This window comes from Tenacibaculum sp. SZ-18, assembly GCF_002813915.1.
GTDB lineage: Bacteria > Bacteroidota > Bacteroidia > Flavobacteriales > Flavobacteriaceae > Polaribacter.
The window spans coordinates 3,029,890-3,047,787 of sequence record NZ_CP019335.1; the positions used below are offsets into that span (position 1 = coordinate 3,029,890).

The 17,898-nt window shown below is 31.9% G+C and carries 21 protein-coding genes; 9 read left to right on the forward strand and 12 right to left on the reverse strand.

The annotated features are described in order from the left end of the window. Positions 1 to 8 precede the first annotated feature (8 nt). Together rho and BTO06_RS13635 are read left to right on the forward strand one after the other, a co-directional pair. A complete protein-coding gene (gene rho, locus BTO06_RS13630; RefSeq protein WP_100925837.1) occupies positions 9 to 1,715 on the forward strand; it encodes a transcription termination factor Rho in 1,707 nt (568 codons plus the stop codon). Between the two features lie 164 nt (positions 1,716 to 1,879). Beyond that, positions 1,880 to 2,350 (forward strand): hypothetical protein, encoded by a 471-nt coding sequence (locus tag BTO06_RS13635; RefSeq protein ID WP_100925838.1) that lies wholly within the window; start codon positions 1,880 to 1,882, stop codon positions 2,348 to 2,350. A 61-nt stretch (positions 2,351 to 2,411) separates the two neighbouring features. Here the strand turns inward: BTO06_RS13635 and BTO06_RS13640 are convergent, their stop codons facing one another. Genes BTO06_RS13640 through BTO06_RS13660 form a run of 5 tightly spaced genes read right to left on the reverse strand, consistent with a single transcriptional unit; the run spans position 2,412 to position 7,728 of the window. Beyond that, positions 2,412 to 2,957 carry a 5-formyltetrahydrofolate cyclo-ligase gene (locus BTO06_RS13640; RefSeq protein ID WP_100925839.1) on the reverse strand — a complete coding sequence of 182 codons (546 nt, stop codon included), beginning with the start codon at positions 2,955 to 2,957 and terminating at the stop codon, positions 2,412 to 2,414. A gap of 14 nt (positions 2,958 to 2,971) precedes the next feature. Then, the gene (locus BTO06_RS13645) at positions 2,972 to 4,219 is read right to left on the reverse strand and encodes an NAD(P)/FAD-dependent oxidoreductase (protein ID WP_100925840.1); all 1,248 of its coding nucleotides are present in this window, start codon (positions 4,217 to 4,219) and stop codon (positions 2,972 to 2,974) included. A 1-nt stretch (position 4,220) separates the two neighbouring features. After that, the gene (locus BTO06_RS13650) at positions 4,221 to 5,228 is read right to left on the reverse strand and encodes a 4-hydroxyproline epimerase (protein WP_100925841.1); all 1,008 of its coding nucleotides are present in this window, start codon (positions 5,226 to 5,228) and stop codon (positions 4,221 to 4,223) included. A 4-nt stretch (positions 5,229 to 5,232) separates the two neighbouring features. After that, positions 5,233 to 6,810 (reverse strand): aldehyde dehydrogenase (NADP(+)), encoded by a 1,578-nt coding sequence (locus BTO06_RS13655; RefSeq protein ID WP_100925842.1) that lies wholly within the window; start codon positions 6,808 to 6,810, stop codon positions 5,233 to 5,235. 3 nt (positions 6,811 to 6,813) lie between these two features. Beyond that, positions 6,814 to 7,728 (reverse strand): dihydrodipicolinate synthase family protein, encoded by a 915-nt coding sequence (locus BTO06_RS13660; protein WP_100925843.1) that lies wholly within the window; start codon positions 7,726 to 7,728, stop codon positions 6,814 to 6,816. 176 nt (positions 7,729 to 7,904) lie between these two features. On the opposite strand from BTO06_RS13660, the gene BTO06_RS13665 reads away from it, so the two are divergent. Continuing rightward, positions 7,905 to 8,759, forward strand: a complete 855-nt coding sequence (locus tag BTO06_RS13665) for an AraC family transcriptional regulator (protein WP_100925844.1) — start codon at positions 7,905 to 7,907, stop codon at positions 8,757 to 8,759. Here BTO06_RS13665 and BTO06_RS13670 read toward each other — a convergent pair. Together BTO06_RS13670 and BTO06_RS13675 are read right to left on the reverse strand one after the other, a co-directional pair. Next, on the reverse strand, positions 8,745 to 9,110 hold the full coding sequence (locus BTO06_RS13670) for an MmcQ/YjbR family DNA-binding protein (protein WP_100925845.1): 366 nt from the start codon (positions 9,108 to 9,110) through the stop codon (positions 8,745 to 8,747). The two genes, BTO06_RS13665 and BTO06_RS13670, sit on opposite strands and share 15 nt — an antisense overlap. Before the next feature lies 1 nt (position 9,111). After that, positions 9,112 to 9,723: a DUF4230 domain-containing protein gene (locus tag BTO06_RS13675; protein WP_100925846.1), complete on the reverse strand. Its 612-nt coding sequence runs from the start codon at positions 9,721 to 9,723 to the stop codon at positions 9,112 to 9,114. Between the two features lie 160 nt (positions 9,724 to 9,883). Between BTO06_RS13675 and BTO06_RS13680 the strand changes: the two genes are divergently transcribed. Continuing rightward, positions 9,884 to 10,726, forward strand: a complete 843-nt coding sequence (locus BTO06_RS13680) for a helix-turn-helix domain-containing protein (RefSeq protein ID WP_100925847.1) — start codon at positions 9,884 to 9,886, stop codon at positions 10,724 to 10,726. An 86-nt stretch (positions 10,727 to 10,812) separates the two neighbouring features. Next, positions 10,813 to 11,364 carry a YbhB/YbcL family Raf kinase inhibitor-like protein gene (locus BTO06_RS13685; protein WP_100926795.1) on the forward strand — a complete coding sequence of 184 codons (552 nt, stop codon included), beginning with the start codon at positions 10,813 to 10,815 and terminating at the stop codon, positions 11,362 to 11,364. Positions 11,365 to 11,371: 7 nt separating this feature from the next. Here the strand turns inward: BTO06_RS13685 and BTO06_RS13690 are convergent, their stop codons facing one another. From BTO06_RS13690 to ruvC, 5 genes are all read right to left on the reverse strand, one after another. Continuing rightward, entirely contained in the window at positions 11,372 to 12,118 is a 747-nt protein-coding gene (locus BTO06_RS13690) for a cyclase family protein (RefSeq protein WP_100925848.1), read from the reverse strand. Continuing rightward, positions 12,119 to 12,433, reverse strand: coding sequence for a GIY-YIG nuclease family protein (locus BTO06_RS13695; protein ID WP_100925849.1), 315 nt, complete (start codon positions 12,431 to 12,433; stop codon positions 12,119 to 12,121). Positions 12,434 to 12,569: 136 nt separating this feature from the next. Then, on the reverse strand, positions 12,570 to 13,721 hold the full coding sequence (hemW, locus tag BTO06_RS13700) for a radical SAM family heme chaperone HemW (RefSeq protein ID WP_100925850.1): 1,152 nt from the start codon (positions 13,719 to 13,721) through the stop codon (positions 12,570 to 12,572). 101 nt (positions 13,722 to 13,822) lie between these two features. Continuing rightward, positions 13,823 to 14,191 carry a four helix bundle protein gene (locus tag BTO06_RS13705; protein ID WP_100925851.1) on the reverse strand — a complete coding sequence of 123 codons (369 nt, stop codon included), beginning with the start codon at positions 14,189 to 14,191 and terminating at the stop codon, positions 13,823 to 13,825. Positions 14,192 to 14,258: 67 nt separating this feature from the next. Then, positions 14,259 to 14,810 (reverse strand): crossover junction endodeoxyribonuclease RuvC, encoded by a 552-nt coding sequence (ruvC, locus tag BTO06_RS13710; protein ID WP_100925852.1) that lies wholly within the window; start codon positions 14,808 to 14,810, stop codon positions 14,259 to 14,261. A gap of 595 nt (positions 14,811 to 15,405) precedes the next feature. Here ruvC and BTO06_RS18900 point away from each other — a divergent pair. From BTO06_RS18900 to BTO06_RS13715, 4 genes are all read left to right on the forward strand, one after another. Further along, the gene (locus BTO06_RS18900; RefSeq protein ID WP_257790638.1) at positions 15,406 to 15,531 is read left to right on the forward strand and encodes a hypothetical protein; all 126 of its coding nucleotides are present in this window, start codon (positions 15,406 to 15,408) and stop codon (positions 15,529 to 15,531) included. A gap of 535 nt (positions 15,532 to 16,066) precedes the next feature. Next, positions 16,067 to 16,192, forward strand: coding sequence for a hypothetical protein (locus tag BTO06_RS18905; protein ID WP_257790639.1), 126 nt, complete (start codon positions 16,067 to 16,069; stop codon positions 16,190 to 16,192). 276 nt (positions 16,193 to 16,468) lie between these two features. After that, positions 16,469 to 16,594: a hypothetical protein gene (locus BTO06_RS18910; RefSeq protein WP_257790640.1), complete on the forward strand. Its 126-nt coding sequence runs from the start codon at positions 16,469 to 16,471 to the stop codon at positions 16,592 to 16,594. An 843-nt stretch (positions 16,595 to 17,437) separates the two neighbouring features. Continuing rightward, the gene (locus BTO06_RS13715; RefSeq protein ID WP_100925853.1) at positions 17,438 to 17,878 is read left to right on the forward strand and encodes a hypothetical protein; all 441 of its coding nucleotides are present in this window, start codon (positions 17,438 to 17,440) and stop codon (positions 17,876 to 17,878) included. Positions 17,879 to 17,898 lie beyond the last annotated feature (20 nt).

Consider the following 17,898-nt stretch of genomic DNA (forward strand, 5'->3'; position numbering starts at 1 on the left):
TTACACTAATGTTCGAAATCTCGGATTTAAAAGCAAAAAAATTAGTTGAATTACAGGAAATAGCTAAGACTATTGGTTTAAAGAAAACCAGTCAATTAAAAAAATTAGACCTTATATACAAAATATTAGATGCTCAAGCAGAAGCTAATAAGGATATAACAAAAGAAAAAGCTCCTAGTAAAACTGAAGAAAAGCCTGCTATAAAGCAAGCTACTAAGTCAGCTACCCCGAAGGCTACAAATGGCACTGATCAAAAAAAGGAAAAACCAAAAAGAAAACGTATTTCTAAATCTGTTGAACAGGCTGCTAATACAGTTAAAACAGCGAGTATAACTAAACCTGAGCAAAAAACTCAGAATACTTCTAACGAAAGTAATACAAACAGCAATTCAAATCATAGAAGTAACAATCCAAAAAATAACTCATCTGATAATAAATCTCACAAGAATTCTCAGAATAATAATCAACAGAATTCTAACAGAAACAATAATCAGAATAGAAATAACAATCAGAACAGAAATAACAACAATAAGCACCAAAATAAAAACCAAGGATCAAAACATAAGAGCGGGAATAAGTACCGTGATCCAGACTATGAGTTTGATGGAATTATTGAAAGTGAAGGTGTATTAGAAATGATGCCAGATGGTTATGGTTTCTTACGTTCTTCTGATTACAACTATTTATCATCACCTGATGATATTTATGTCTCTCAATCTCAGATAAAGCTTTTCGGATTAAAAACTGGTGATACAGTAAAAGGAAATGTTCGTCCTCCAAAAGAAGGTGAAAAGTATTTCCCTTTAATTCGTGTATCAAAAATCAATGGATTAAGTCCAAATATTGTAAGAGACCGAGTTTCTTTTGAACACTTAACTCCATTATTTGCAAATGAAAAATTCAATTTAGCAGAAAAAGGAAGTTCTCTTTCTACAAGAATAATGGATTTATTCTCTCCTATTGGTAAGGGACAACGTGGAATGTTAGTAGCACAACCTAAAACTGGTAAAACAATGTTATTAAAAGACGTTGCCAATGCCATTGCTGCCAATCATCCAGAGGTTTATCAAATTGTTTTATTAATTGATGAGCGTCCTGAAGAAGTTACCGATATGAAACGCAGTGTTCGTGGTGAAGTTGTTGCTTCTACTTTTGATGAACCAGCAGACAAACACGTTCGTGTTGCTAATATTGTATTAGAGAAGGCAAAACGATTAGTTGAATGTGGACACGATGTGGTAATTCTTTTAGATTCTATTACTCGTTTAGCACGTGCATATAACACAGTTGCTCCTGCTTCTGGAAAAATATTATCGGGAGGTATTGATGCCAATGCATTACACAAACCAAAACGTTTCTTTGGTGCAGCTCGTAATATTGAAAATGGTGGTTCTTTAACCATTATTGCAACCGCTTTAACAGAAACTGGCTCTAAAATGGACGAAGTAATCTTTGAGGAATTCAAAGGAACTGGTAACATGGAACTTCAATTAGAGCGTAATATTGCAAACCGTAGAATTTACCCAGCTATTGATTTAATTAAATCTAGTACTCGTAGAGATGATTTATTATTAGATCCGAAAACAGTTCAAAGAATGTGGGTATTACGTAAATACTTAGCAGATATGAATCCAATTGAAGCAATGGAATTCATCCAACAGCGAATTAAAACTTCTATAAATAATGAAGAGTTCTTAATTTCTATGAACGGATAAGTTATTTAAACACAATAAAAACAAAAGCGCCTTGACATGTCAAGGCGCTTTTTGTCTTTAATTAATTAGTATCATTTTCATATTCAGTAAATTATTTATAATGATTTTAGGTGAGTTTTGATTTTATTTATTTTATTTGCAATCAACTATTAAAAATTATAACTATGAAAAAAATTGTATTACTTATTACGTTTACTGTTTTATTTACTAACGAAACCTTTGCTAAAAGAGGTAGAATTCCAGTTTGTATTCCTTGCGAAAAGTTAGAATTGGTAAAAGATTTACCAAATGATGAAAACCTAAAAGAAGGTTCCGATTATTTGAACTTAGGATATTTGTATGAGGAATATGGCGCTGTTTGGGTTCCTGCTTGGAATACCCAAGGAAAGTACGTTTTAATTAACGAAGACAAAACAGTTTATTATGAGATTACAGATGTACAACTTGCTGAACTAAAATCTACTTATAATTTAGAACTAGCGACGCATCCATTATCTTTTTGGAGTAAAATTGGAGGAAAACTTGTTCTCCTTATAGTAATTGGACTTATTGTTTGGGGAAAAATTTCTCCAGATAAAGATGAAGAAGAACAAGAAAAAGTAACTGAAAAGAAAACAGCAGAAGTTAACGAATAAGTGAATTATTTTTTTCACTCTAAAAGAAAGAAGCTATGAGATTTTCATAGCTTCTTTCTTTTTATGGTGTAATTACAAAGTCCAGTGGAACATCGAATTCATTTATGTCTGAAATTTCTTCAATTGGATCAAAGAAATTTAAACCTATCGTTTTTACATTAGGCCTGCAAGAACTTAAAAATCGGTCATAAAAACCTTTTCCATATCCAACTCTATAATTCCTTTTATCGGAAATTAACAACGGAACAAACACCAAATCAATATCTTTTACACTGAATTCTTTGGCGTTTTCTGGCTCTGGAATTCCATATTTACTTACATTCAATTTAGTATCTGGTTCAAATAAAAAGTGAGTAAGCGTTGAAGTAGTAAAATCACTTTTACTAATTATCAAGTTTTTATTTCTTGATCTTAAAAAAGCAATAATTGGATAGGTATTAATCTCTTTCTGCTTTTCAATGGTAAGAAAAATATGGATATTTTGTACTTCTGAAAAATCATGCTTAAAAATTTTCTCATAGATTTTCTCTTGAAGCTTCATCACTTCATCGTTGGATAATTCCTTACGTTTTTGCTTATATAATGACCTTAGTTCCCTCTTGTCCATTTAAACAAATATAACTAAGAAAATCTATCTACGGCAAAAGGAGTTAAGTTCATACTTATTTTTTGATTGGAAATTACTTCTGATATGAGTTTTCCTGTTGCTGGTCCTAAACTCCATCCCATCATTGCATGTCCAGCAGCCACAATGAGATTTTTATATCCTGAAACTCGTCCAATATAAGGCAAACCATCTGGCGAACAAGGTCGTAATCCACATGCTGCATTTTGCTTTGCCTTGTTGGAAATATTTAGACTTGAATAATAATCAGAAGCGGCATTGGCAATAGCGTCTACTCTTTTCGAATTAATTTGATGATTGATTCCTCCTATTTCCATGGTTCCTGCAAATCGAGTAAACCCATCCATTGGAGTTACTGCTACTTTCGCTTCTAATAAAATAGAAGGTATTGTGATTTGAGTTTCATTTTGAACATCTATTCGGTATCCTTTTCCTGCTTGAACTGGAACATTAATCTTCAATTTTTTCATTAAGTTTTGAGTCCAAGAACCTGAAGCAACTACCAATTCATCAAAATGAATATCTTCATCTTTAGTTGTTATCGATTGAATAGTATTTGATTTCACATTGAATCCTACAACTTCTGTTTCCGATTTAAAAACAACTCCTTTACTCAACAAATAAGTTTTCATTTGTTGCATAAAATCGTTTGGAGTCATATGTGCATCAGATAAATAATGAACTGCTCCTTTAATATCTGAAGCTACAGAAGGCTCTAATTTCCGCAGTTCTTCTTGTGACAAATTAGCTACTTTTAAACCACATTCTACAGCCTTTTGTCCAACACTCCATTCTTCTTCTCCAGCTTTATCAGTTTTATACAACATTAATAAACCTTTGTGTTCATGAAAGAAATCAAACTCTTTCCCAGCTTTTATTTCTTCATATAAAGATCTACTCAACACATTAATATCTCTGATTACAGGAATGGAATCGGTTACTTTATGATGAGTTGCTGATTTTTTAAACAACCAAGACCATTCTAAAAAATCATAGTTCAACCTAGGTTTTACATAAAACGGACTAGAAGAATTAAACATCCATTTGATTCCTTTGGTAATGATTCCAGGAGCAGCCAATGAAATAATATGGCTTGGTGTAATTAAGCCTGCATTTACATAGGAAGCACCAGAACTAAAATCTGATTTATCTACTATAATGACTTCGTGCGCCTCTTTTTGTAAATAATAAGCCGAACATAAGCCTATTATTCCTCCTCCAATTATTACTATTTTCTTACTCATATTATATCACTTGAAATCCATGTGCATATGGGTCATCTTCATCGTCTATGATTATCGTATTGTATCCATATACTTTTGCCCAACCTTGAATGCTTGGAATAATTGCTTTTTTCCCTGCTAAAGTTGTTTCTTCTTTGACTCTTCCTATGAACTTACTTCCAATAAAACTTTCATGAATAAACTCCTCTCCTACGGCTAATTTTCCTTTAGCATGTAACTGAGCAATTCTAGCTGAAGTTCCTGTTCCACATGGGCTTCTATCTATTGCTTTATCTCCATAAAACACCGCATTTCTTCCAGATGAATTTTCATCAATTGGTGTTCCTGTCCATAACATATGAGAAACATCTCTAATGGTATCATTTTCTGGATGAATAAATTGATTGGGATATTTTTCATTAATTCTAGCTCGTACTTCTTGAGAATACTGAATTATTTTAGAAGCTGTAAATTCTTGGATTCCTGCAAAGTTTTTCTGCGGATCTACAATCGCGTAAAAATTTCCACCGTAAGCCACATCAAAACTGATCTCTCCTAATTCTGGACAATCAATCGTTAAATTCTCAGTAGCTAAATAACTTTTCACATTGGTTAAGCGAACCCAATCTACTTTTTCTCCAGTTTGCTGATACTCTATTTCTACCAATCCTGCTGGAGCTTCCATTTTAATAATTCCAGGTGTTTTAGGTTGAATTAATCCTTCTTCAATACCAATTGTTATGGTTCCTATAGTTCCATGTCCACACATTGGTAAACAGCCCGAAGTTTCAATAAATAAAATACCAAAATCGTTTTCAGGATTTTGCGGTGGATATAAAATCGAACCACTCATCATATCATGTCCACGAGGTTCAAACATTAAACCTTTACGAATCCAATCAAATTCTTTTAAAAAGTGTTGACGTTTTTCACTCATGGAATTTCCAACCAATTTTGGACCGCCATGTTTTACTACTCGAACAGGATTTCCACACGTATGCCCATCAATACAAGTAAAAACTGATCTCATATTGCTACGATTTATTGACTTCTCCGTTTACTACTCTTGTAATCTGTAATGGATTTTCATCTTTCAGCTCATCTGGTAATAAAGAATTTGGCCAATTTTGAAAGCTAAATGGACGTACCCAACGTTTGATAGAATTGATTCCAACTGCGGTAAAACGACTATCCGTTGAAGCTGGGTATGGGCCACCATGAACCATTGAAGGACAAACCTCAACTCCTGTTGGAACTCCATTAAAAATCAATCGTCCTACTCTGTTTTGCATTTTCGCAACTAACTCAGAATAATTCGAAATTTCGTCATCATCTGAAATGATAGTTCCCGTTAATTGGCCTTCCAAACCAGCGACGATTTCTTCTAGTTCTTTCAAGTTCTCGCAAGCAACCACAATTGAAAAAGGACCAAACACTTCATGATGTAAGTTTGAATTTTCTAAAAATGTTTTTCCTGAAACCATTGCTACTCCGTGTGAAGCATAATTTGTTTGAACCTCTCCGTCTAAGTTAGCTACTATAGTTACATCATTTTGATTAACTACTTGTTGCTTTCCTTTCTCGTAAGCTTCATGAATGTTGGGATGTAACATACAAGAAGGATTTATTTCTTTGGTTTTTGATCCTAATTCATCAATAAAACTAGACAATTCTTCTCCTGCGATTCCTAAAATTAAACCAGGATTCGTACAAAATTGTCCTGTTCCTAACGTTATTGATCCAGCATATGTTTTTGCTATCTCGTGTCCTCTATTTTGTAATGCTTTTGGTAAAACAACAACCGGATTTACACTTCCCATTTCAGCAAAAACTGGAATTGGTTCTTCTCTTTTAGCAGCAATATCTAATAAAGCTCTTCCTCCTTTAATACTTCCTGTAAATCCAACAGCTTTTACTTTTGGATGACTCACTAATTGTTGCCCTGAGTCATAATCTTTAGCATTGATATTCGAGAAAACTCCATTAGGCATACCTGTTTTTTCCGCTGCTTTAATAATTGCAGAAGCAATTAGCTCGCCTGTTCCTGCATGCATCGGATGTGATTTTACAATTACTGGACAACCTGCTGCTAAAGCTGCGGCTGTATCTCCACCTGCTGTTGAATACGCCAATGGAAAATTACTTGCTCCAAATACAACTACAGGGCCTAAAGGAATATTCATTTTTCGTAAATCTGGTTTTGGAGCCGGAGTTCTATCAGGAATTCCAGTATCTATAGAAGCTTCTACCCAAGATCCTTCTTCTACTAAATCGGCAAAAGAACGTAATTGAAAAATAGTTCTTCCACGCTCTCCAGCAGCTCTTCCAGCAGGCAAACCTGTTTCTGAACAATACACATTTATCAACTTCTCATCCAAAGCCTCAATTTCATCTGCAATAGCTCTTAAAAAAATAGCCTTTTTCGCTCCAGAAAAATGTTTATACACATCAAATGCTTCAGTTGCTTTAGCTACAGCATTTTCAATTTCTTCTGCAGTGGCTTGCGAGAAATTATTTTCTATAGAAACATTCAATTCTGGATTAAATGTTTTAAATGTAATATCTCCTTCAGATGATAATTGATTTCCTATATAATTTTTTCCAGTAATCATTTTTTACAAGCTTTTATAATTTGGTAGTGTTGGTCTATTTTGCAAACCTTTTTCAATAATTGATAAAACACGCTTTCGTTCTTCTCCTACTAATGGTAATCTTGGAGCTCTAACATTTTCGGTTCCGATTTCTGTAGCCACTTCAGCTAGTTTTATATTCTGAACTAATTTAGAATTAATATCTAACTCTAACAATGGTAAAAACCATCTATAAATCTCAAGTGCTTCTTGAATTCTTCCTGCTTTCTGTAACTCATAGATTGCTACTGTTTCTCTAGGAAATGCACATACTAATCCAGCAATCCAACCATCAGCTCCCATTAATAAGCTCTCTAAAGCTAAAGTATCAACACCCGTCATGATCTTTAAACGATCTCCAAATTTATTTTTAATACGAGTTATATTTGAAATATCTCTTGTTGATTCTTTAACAGCTTCAATATTTTGACACTTCAATAACTCATCAAACATATCTAAAGTTACTTCTATTCCATAATCTACAGGATTATTATATACCATAATAGGTAAAGAAGTATTATTGGCTACAGTCTTAAAATATTCAACAGTTTCTCTGCCATCCGCTTTATATCGCATTGGTGGAAGCATCATTAACCCTTTAGCTCCATCTTCTTCTGCCTTTTGAGCAGCTAAAACCGCATTTTTAGTAGTTTGCTCAGCAATATTAATCAGTACAGGAATCTTATTATCTACTATTTGAACAGTCGATCTTGTTAACTCTCTTTTCTCATTATCTGATAATGTACTTGCTTCTCCTAAAGTTCCGCCAAGTACAATTCCATGAACACCAGCATCTAACTGTGCGTTTATATTTAATTCAAAAGTTGATAAATCAAGTTTATCCTCTGATGTAAATTTGGTAGTTACGGCTGGCATAACTCCTTTCCATTCTATTGCCATTATTACTTTATTTAATGATGATTACTTAGATTTTTTTAGCAAATGTATCCTCAATGCAGTAGAATTGAATTGTAATTATTATCCCAAAATAACACTAAATTATCTAAATTTTATGTAACTATTAATTAAATGAATAATATAAGCTAAATTTATCCTCAAATTACCTGAAAGAATACATGAAAGCATTGCCATTTAAAATACCAAAACCAAAAAATTTAGGACTAATTTATCAAGAAGATAAAACACCCACTTTCTACGGTAATTTTCATGAACATGAAGAAATTCAGATTTCATGTATTGTACATGGTAAAGGTACTTTAGTTGTAGGTGATACTATTCATAGATATTCTGAAAATGATGTATTTGTTATCGGGAGCAACCTACCGCATGTGTTTAAAAGCGATGGAAATGAAGAAAAGTCTGATTCGTTTATGATCTCGTTATTTTTTACTGAGCATTCATTCGGATCTGATTTTTTCGAGTTGGATGATTTTAAAGAATTGAATCATTTCTTTGAAGATGCCTCCAATGGTTTTAAAGTCCTAAACTCCGACAGTTTGGTTCCGACTTTTTTACAATTACAAAAGGCCTCTAACCTTGAACGCTTTATTAGTTTTTTTGAGATTATTAGAGAATTAAACTCAATTGAAACACTGCCACTTGCGAAGTTTATTGCGAAGAAAAAGCATAATGATGATAGTGGAAAACGAATGCAAACGATAATGAGTTATACTATGAATAACTTTGAATCTGAAATAAGTTTAGATGCTATTGCTGAAAAAGCCAACATGACCAAAAATGCGTTCTGTCGATACTTCAAAAAACGAACGAATAAAACTTATTTTACTTTTTTGAATGAACTTCGAGTGGAAAATGCTTGTAAATTATTGGTTTCAAACAAAGACATCTCTGTTAAGGAAGTTGCTTATAAATGCGGGTATAATAGTTTATCTAATTTTAATAGAAAGTTTTTAGCGATAAAAGAAACCACACCTTTGAAATACAGAAATTCAGTTTTACAGAGTCTTTAATTCTTCCTTCAATTTTTTGGTCAATCCTTTTACGACTAAATCATAAGAATGATCTATTAATTCTTTAACAAGACTGTCTGGAACATCTAGATTTAAAGTAATTGTATTCCAGTGTTTTTTATTCATATGGAAACCTGGATTTATACTATCATATTCAGCTCTTAGCCCCTCTGACTTCTCAGGATCACATTTTAAATTGATTTTTTCCTCTCCTTTTTCCCATCTATCTAAACCAGTTAGAGCAAACATTTTTCCCATCACTTTAAACACTAAAGTCACTTCATCAAAAGGAAAGTGTTCTGTAACTCCTTTCTTTACGATACAATAATCTCTTAACTGTTCTACGTGCATTTTATTCGAGTAACTTAATATTTCCGTTGGGTAATTCTAAAGAAGAATAGTCTAATTCCCAACCAATAGTTTCAATTAAGTTTTTCATTAAAGCAATAGCTTCTAATGCTTCATGGTTTGCCGCTTGCATTAAGTTACTTTCAGGAATTTTTTGCAATACATGTTCTTTTGCTGCCTGGTTTACCTGCGTTAAATCTTCCGACGAAAACTTATTTAAAAAACCATCTTGAATGTCATAAAATCGAATATTTGGTTCAATAGAAAGCACTTCTGGTTCTGGAAAATTGAATAATTTAATTATTTTATTCTTCGTATCAGCTTCCATTTTAATTTTTCTAAAATCAAAACCAATATGAGTTTTCGCATTTATTAAAATGATAGCTTTCTTTTTACTCGATACCAATCCTAAGAGCTTATTTTGCTTATCTTCATGATGATATATTTCAGCAAACTCTCCTTCTACAGTAATTAACTTTGTTACTTTTTTTATTTTATCTAAAAGAATAACGGACTGACTTTGAGCTAAACCTCTCGTTCGAACTGTATTAAATTTCGAAAAAATAACATACGATGCTACCGCTCCGAATGCCAATCCTAAAAATAATAATTCCATAGGTTAAATATAGTTCTTCTTATGTAAACTAAGATGCTTCTTTTAAATATAAGTCACAAGTTCTTATAAACTAAACAATACTTCGATAATCCTAGACTAAATAATTAGTCGACTAAAGTAATTTTCTTTTATTACTTTCACATTGTCATCTATTTCAATTATGGAAATAATAAACTTACCTGAAGATTTATCGCTAGAAAATGATTTGTTCGCGGTTTACGACTATACTACTTCAAAAGAAAGTTTGAAGCAGATGGTTACGCTTCAAAAGAACACTTTTAGTTTTTTGATAAACGGTTCTAAGGAAGTGTTTTCGAATAAAAAAAACGTCTCGATTCAAAATGATTATTTTCTTTTAATGAAAAAAGGACGTTGCTTGATGACGGAAAAAATAATAAGTTCCGATAGTGATACTTACAGAAGTATTCTTTTCTTTTTTAGTAATGAAACTATTTTAAATTTTATTAAAAACAAAAAGATCTCTTTTAATAAAAACCCTGAACTTAAATCTTCCGTCTTTTCATTTAGTTATGACGCTTTTATCAAATCATTTGTAAGTAGTTTAATTGAAATTTCAAAGTTAAGTTCTGATCTTCAATTCTCTCTACTGGCATCAAAATTTGACGAATTACTCACCTACCTCATTACAGTAAATGGTTCAGATTTTATTGATTCTCTTCTGTACGAACTTCATAATGAAAATCATCATTTTATTGAAGTAATTGAAACTAACAAACTGAACAAATTAACGTTGAAAGAACTCTCTTTTTTGTCAAACATGAGTTTATCGAGTTTCAAAAGAGAATTTCAAAAACACTTTCAGACTTCGCCTAGTAAATGGTTTTTAGAACAAAGATTAGAACATTCAGCTATTCTTCTGCAAGACAAATCAGTGCGACCAACAGATATTTTTGAGGAAATTGGATATGAAAATCTTTCAAACTTTATTCAAGCATTTAAACTGAAGTTTGGAATGACACCAAAACAGTATCAATCAAGTTGAGCTTTTAGCAATACTTTTTGACCTGTTTTACACACAACTTTTTAGGAGTTTGCCTCTAATTTTGCATGGTAACTAATATTAATATCATGAAAAAATTATTCATTCTATCAAGCTTCTTAATTTTAACGTCACTTAACTCATTTGGTCAAAAGACATTCACGTTATCAAGCAAAACCTTATCCGGTCAAGCTACATTAAAAGAAGAATTTAATGGATTTGGTTGTGTCGGAGAAAATACATCACCAGAACTTTCCTGGAAAAATGCTCCTGAAGAAACAAAAAGTTTTGCCATTACCATGTATGATCCTGATGCTCCAACTGGAAGTGGATGGTGGCATTGGTTAGTGTTTGACATTCCTTCTAACATGAATCAACTTAAAGAAAATACAGGAAACATAAATCTGAATTTACTTCCTAAAGGAGTAATTCAAAGTATTACTGATTATGGCTTAAAAGGTTTTGGTGGACCATGTCCTCCAAAAGGTCATGGATTACATCAATATATAATTACAGTTTACGCATTGAAAACCGAAAAATTAGGATTAACAGCAGAAACAAATCCAGCCGTTGTAGGTTATTATTTAGGGAACAACACTATTGCAAAAGCTAGTATTGTAGCTTACTATCAAAGAAAATAGAATAACATTATTCTAATACATATAATATAGGCTTACTTGGTGTAGCATCATTTTCAAATGGTGCTATCATCAAGTTTAAGAAGTAAGTTCCATCTTTTACTGTATTTGGAACATAAATAAATTCAGTAATAGTAGCATCTAATCTTATTTCACCTTTCGTATTCCAAAACGCATTATGCGATAATAATAACCCATTATCTTTTTCTTTATCTAAAGAAGGCAAATCGATAAGTAAATGTTTTATTCCTTTTTCTCGCAAATAAATTGCAGCTTCTTCCGATACATATGGTGGATTGGTATTTGAATACCTTCTTCCTTTTTTATTTTCTCCATTAGGAAGTGTTCTAATTACGATAGCATCTCTTTTTTTATTTCCTAATGCAAGTTGCAATTGCTTTTTTGATATCACCTCATCTCCATCTTTCGATTCTGGAGCAACTGTAATTACTTCTGTAAAAAAGAAAAACTGGGATAAATTTTTATTTATAGAATGTACTTCTTTGGTGATATGGCCAACACATTCTGTATGTGTAATATGAGAATGTGGATTGAACTGAATACTATTAAAATTGACTGCAGCACCTTCAGAAACACTAATGATTTGCTCATCAAATTGCTCTGGGAATATTTTAGGATCATCTAAATACCATGCATTTACATTTTGTGTTTGAATATCAATCGGAATCGAAATATCAATTGGTTTACTTAAATCAATTTTATATTTTTTTGAGTTGTGTTTTATTTCTGCGATCATTTATACTGAACTTGTTTCAGTATCCTTATAAATCTCATCTAAATTTAATGAGCTTAATTCAGGATTTTTAGTTTCTATTAAGTTCCATTTCCATTCTTTTCTCCAATTTTTGAGCTGTTTCTCTCTAACAAATGCTTTTTGATATTCTCTAAATTCCTCAAAATACAATAAATCATGTACTTTATATTTCTTAGTAAAATGAGCTCCTTTACCTTTTCTGTGCAATGATATTCTAGTTTTTAAATCTTTCGTGGCTCCAATATACAAAAGTGTTCTTCTCTTATTTGAAAGAATATAAACGTATCCTTTTTTCATAGCTTTTTTTAGCAAAATCGTGATTTAAACTGAATTCTACAATTCTTAATCTAAAAATTAAAATTTGAAAAAATACTTTTGTGAAGAAAAGTTATAGACTAGTTTTCTCACGATTCTGAATCTAGTTCAGGGTAAATCATGTTTTTTTGGGATCCTGAATCAAGTTCAGGATGAATAGATCAGACGCAATTCCGTCAGTCAAAAACTTTCCTTTTCTAGTGGTTTTCAACGTATCGTTTTCAATATACAATAAATCTTGAAGAATAAATTTCTCTGCCTGCATCATCAAATACTGCAAATATTGATTTCCGAATTCTTGTACTATCCTTTTAAAATCAACTCCCCAAACGGTTCGTAAACCCGTCATCACATATTCATTATAACGATCTGTAACAGATAGTTCTTCAATTTCACAAGGCAACTCTTTCTCCTTTATTTTCTTACTATAAATGGCATTATTAGCAATATTCCAACTGCGTTCTTTTCCGTTGAAAGAATGTGCGGATGGACCAATACCTAAGTATTTTTTTCCTTGCCAATATGCCGAATTATTTTTACTAAAGAAATGTTCTTTTCCAAAGTTAGAAAGTTCATAGTGGACAAATCCTGCTTTATCTAGCTCATCAACTAAAATCAAAAACTGTTCTTGTGCTAACTCATCGTTTACATCATCAATAATTCCTTTTTCAATAAAACTTTGAAGCGCAGTTTTTGGTTCTACAGTTAACGCATAACTTGAAATATGCGGAACTCCAAAAGACAAAGCCGTTTCAATATTTTCTCTCCATTCATCATTTGTTGTATTCGGTATACCGTAAATTAAATCGACAGAAATATTATCAAAGTAGCGAGTCGCTACAGACAAACATTTTTTTGCTTCTTCTGCATTATGAGCTCGATTCATCAGTTTCAAATCTTTTTCAAAAAACGATTGAATTCCGATACTTAATCGATTTACTGGAGAATTTGATAACTCAATAATGTTCTCTTCAGATAAATCGTCTGGATTTGCCTCTAGAGTAATCTCAGGATCTTGAATTACTTTATAATTTTGATGCACAGTATCAATCAACAATTTAATTTCCTCTGAAGACAAAACACTTGGTGTTCCTCCTCCAAAATAAATTGTAGCTACTTCTTCATTACTGAATTCATCTTTTCTTAATTCAAGTTCTAAAATCAACGCTTCCATCATATCATCTTTTCTCTTCAAAGAAGTAGAAAAATGAAAATCGCAATAATAACAGGCTTGCTTACAAAACGGTATGTGTATATAAATTCCGGACAATTCGCAGTTATCAGTTATCAGTTATCAGTTATCAGTTATCAGTTATAAGTTATCAGTTATCAGTTATCAGTTATCAGTTATCAGTTATCAGTTATCAGTTATCAGTTATCAAATTTATTAATTCTTGTAGTTTTTAAAATTGAAAATAAAATTTTATCAAGTTCATCAGCTTTCTTAAATAAATTCGTAAACTCTTTTAATTCTAAATCTTCACTAACTTTTAATAAAGACAACCAATACTTTGTTTCTAAACACTCTTTATAAGCAATTGAAATTTTCGAAAAAAAGTCAGCTTTTGAAATAGCTCCATTAGCCTCAACAACATTAGCTCCAATTGAGGTACCACTTCTTAATAATTGTTTAGAAAGGATAAACTCCTTATTTACTTTCATTAAATTTTTACTCAACCTCACAATTGACAGAGCAAAATCATAAGACTTATTCTGTAGTGGGTTATTTTTTAGTTTCATGGCTTTTAATTTTAATAATTATAAAATGATCACTGTTTATTATTTCATTGATCATTGAAAAATTAACCTAGTTAATTTTTTTAGGATTTTGCTTTACAAAAGCTGCCCAACCTGTATAATTTTTACCACCAACTTTAGCACCCGAATTATAAAAATGACAAACCGCAGCAGCCAAACCATCTGTGGAATCTAAATTCTTAGGTAATTCTTTTAAATTTAACAACGATTTGAGCATCATAGCAACTTGCTCTTTACTTGCTTTCCCATTTCCTGTAATTGCCATTTTAATTTTTAACGGTGCATATTCTGTAACTGGAATTTCCCTTGATAATCCTGCTGCCATAGCCACTCCTTGTGCACGACCTAACTTTAGCATTGACTGTACGTTTTTACCAAAAAAGGGAGCTTCTAAGGCGATTTCATCAGGTTTATAAGTATCTATCAACTCAATAGTACGATCAAAAATGAGTTTTAACTTTAAGTAATGATCATCATATTTTTTTAAAATCAATTCATTCATTTGAACAAATTCCATCTTTTTACCAATGACTTTTATAATTCCAAATCCCATGATAGTTGTTCCGGGATCAATACCTAATATGATTTTTTCTGTCTTCAAATTTTATTGTACTTAGTACTGACACAAAACTACTACAATTTTAAGTTAGTTTTGTCATTGCGAATGAAACAAAGTGATTCCGAAGCTTCGGAAGAAGTAATCTACAAATTAAAACCAAATAGATTACTTCGTCGCTATTCGCTTCTCGTAATGACTTTGAGAGAATTATTAATAGGAAAATTATTTTAAAACTTGTCATTGCGATGAAGTGAAAACGCAAGAAGCAATCCTTATATCGAGATAAAACAGATTACTTCACTCCGTAAACTGCGTTCGTAATGACGTTGAACGAACTATTAGAGAAATAAACTTTTTTCGAAACTCGTCTTTACGAATGAAAAAAAGTGATATGAAGTAATACTTATGTCGAGATAAAGCAGATTACTTCACTCCGTAAACTGCGTTCGTAATGACGTTGACCGAACTATTAACAAAATAAACTTTTTCCTAACTCGTCTTTGCGATGAAGTGAAAACGTAAGAAGCAATCCTTATATCGAGAGATAAAACAGATTACTTCACTTCGTAAACTCCGTTCGTAACGACGTTGAACGAACTATTAGTAAAATAAACTCTTTCCTAACTCGTCTTTGCGAATGAAAAAAAGTGATTCCGAAGCTTCGGAAGAAGCAATCTACAAATTAAAACCAAATAGATTACTTCGTCGCTATTCGCTTCTCGTAATGACTTTGAAAGAATTATTAATAGGAAAATTATTTTAAAACTTGTCATTGCGATGAAGTGAAAACGTAAGAAGCAATCCTTATATCTAGATAAAACAGATTACTTCACTCCGTAAACTGCGTTCGTAATGACGTTGAACGAACTATTAGAGAAATAAACTTTTTTCGAAACTCGTCTTTGCGAATGAAAAAAAGTGATATGAAGTAATACTTATGTCGAGATAAAACAGATTACTTCACTCCGTAAACTGCATTCGTAATGACGTTGAGCGGAATATTAGAGAAATAAACTCTTTCCTAACTCGTCTTTGCGAACGAAACAAAGTGATATGAAGCAATACTTACATCGAGATAAAACAGATTACTTCACTTCGTAAACTCCGTTCGTAACGACGTTGAACGAACTATTAGTAAAATAAACTTTTTCCTAACTCGTCATTGCGATGAAGTGAAAACGTAAGAAGCAATCCTTATATCGTAAAAAAAACAGATTACTTCACTTCGTAAACTCCGTTCGTAACGAGGTTGAACGAACTATTAGTAAAATAAACTTTTTACTAACTCGTCTTTGCGAATGAAAAAAAGTGATTCCGAAGCTTCGGAAGAAGCAATCTACAAATTAAAACCAAATAGATTACTTCGTCGCTATTCGCTTCTCGTAATGACTTTGAAAGAATTATTAATAAGAAAATTATTTTAAAACTTGTCATTGCGATGAAGTGAAAACTTAAGAAGCAATCCTTATATCGTAAAAAAAAACAGATTACTTCACTCCGTAAACTGCGTTCGTAATGACGTTGAACGAACTATTAGCAAAATAAACTTTTTCCTAACTCGTCTTTGCGATGAAGTGAAAACGTAAGAAGCAATCCTTATGTCGAGATAAAACAGATTACTTCACCTCGTAAACTGCGTTCGTAATGACGTTGAAGGAACTATTAGTAAAATAAACTTTTTTCGAAACTCGTCTTTGCGAATGAAACAAAGAGATTCCGAAGCTTCGAAAGAAGTAATCTACAAATTAAAACCAAATAGATTACTTCGTCGCTATTCGCTTCTCGTAATGACTTTGGGAGAATTATTAATAGGAAAATTATTTTAAAACTTGTCATTGCGATGAAGTGAAAACGTAAGAAGCAATCCTTATATCTAGATAAAACAGATTACTTCACTCCGTAAACTTCATTCGTAATGACGTTGAACGAACTATTAGCAAAATAAACTTTGCCCTAACTCGTCTTTGCGAATGAAAAAAAGTGATATGAAGCAATACTTACATCGAGATAAAACAGATTACTTCACTCCGTAAACTGCGTTCGTAATGACGTTGAACGAACTATTAGTAAAATAAACTTTTTTCGAAACTCGTCTTTGCGAATGAAACAAAGTGATCTGAAGTAATCCTTATATCGTAAAAAAAAACAGATTACTTCACTCCGTAAACTGCGTTCGTAATGACGTTGAACGTAATATTAGAGAAATAAACTCTTTCCTAACTTGTCATTGCGATGAAGTGAAAACGTAAGAAGCAATCCTTATATCGAGATAAAACAGATTACTTCACTCCGTAAACTCCGTTCGTAATGACGTTGAAGGAACTATTAGTAAAATAAACTTTTTTCGAAACTCGTCTTTGCGAATGAAAAAAAGTGATTTGAAGCAATACTTACATCGAGATAAAACAGATTACTTCACTCCGTAAACTGCATTCGTAATGACATTGAATGAATTATTATAGAAATAAACTTTTTTCGAAACTCGACTTTGCAAATGAAAAAAAGTGAGATAAAAAGATAGAATTTAAAAAGTTCTATCTTTTTTATTACTGCTTTTTCTAAACTCATTCCAAAAAAAGCAACACTTATACACTTAAGCTTTTAAAAATAGTTTTTATTTTGTTGTTTTGATATATAATCTAAAATGTTAAACCTAAAACTAAATTATTATGGCAACTATTCTTTTTACTCCAGGAACTAAGTTCGGAACCGTAACAAGTAGTACTATTCCTTCTCAAAAAATTAAACTGATGGCACCCTCTATCAGACCTTTATCACCTTCAATAACTGCTCAAATGACTGGTTCAGGCTCAGGTGAAAAGGTTGTTCTTTCTGCTGTGGTTTTTGTTTCAGAAGCTAATCTTCCAGCTAACAATCAAATGACTTTTGATATTAACTATTTGGTAACGGATTTGGATAAAGTTTCAATTTATATTGCATCACAAGATTCTTTTACACCTTCTAATGTTTTTTATCCTTTTGTTGTTGAGATTGAATTTTCTCCTTCTCAAGTACCTAATTTATCAAATAACCTAAGTTCTATAAAAGTTATCAATTGGGACGCAGATCCTGAAGGTTCTAGAGGAACAGAAATCAGAGTCGGAGGGTAACTTTCCTCCATTTACAACTT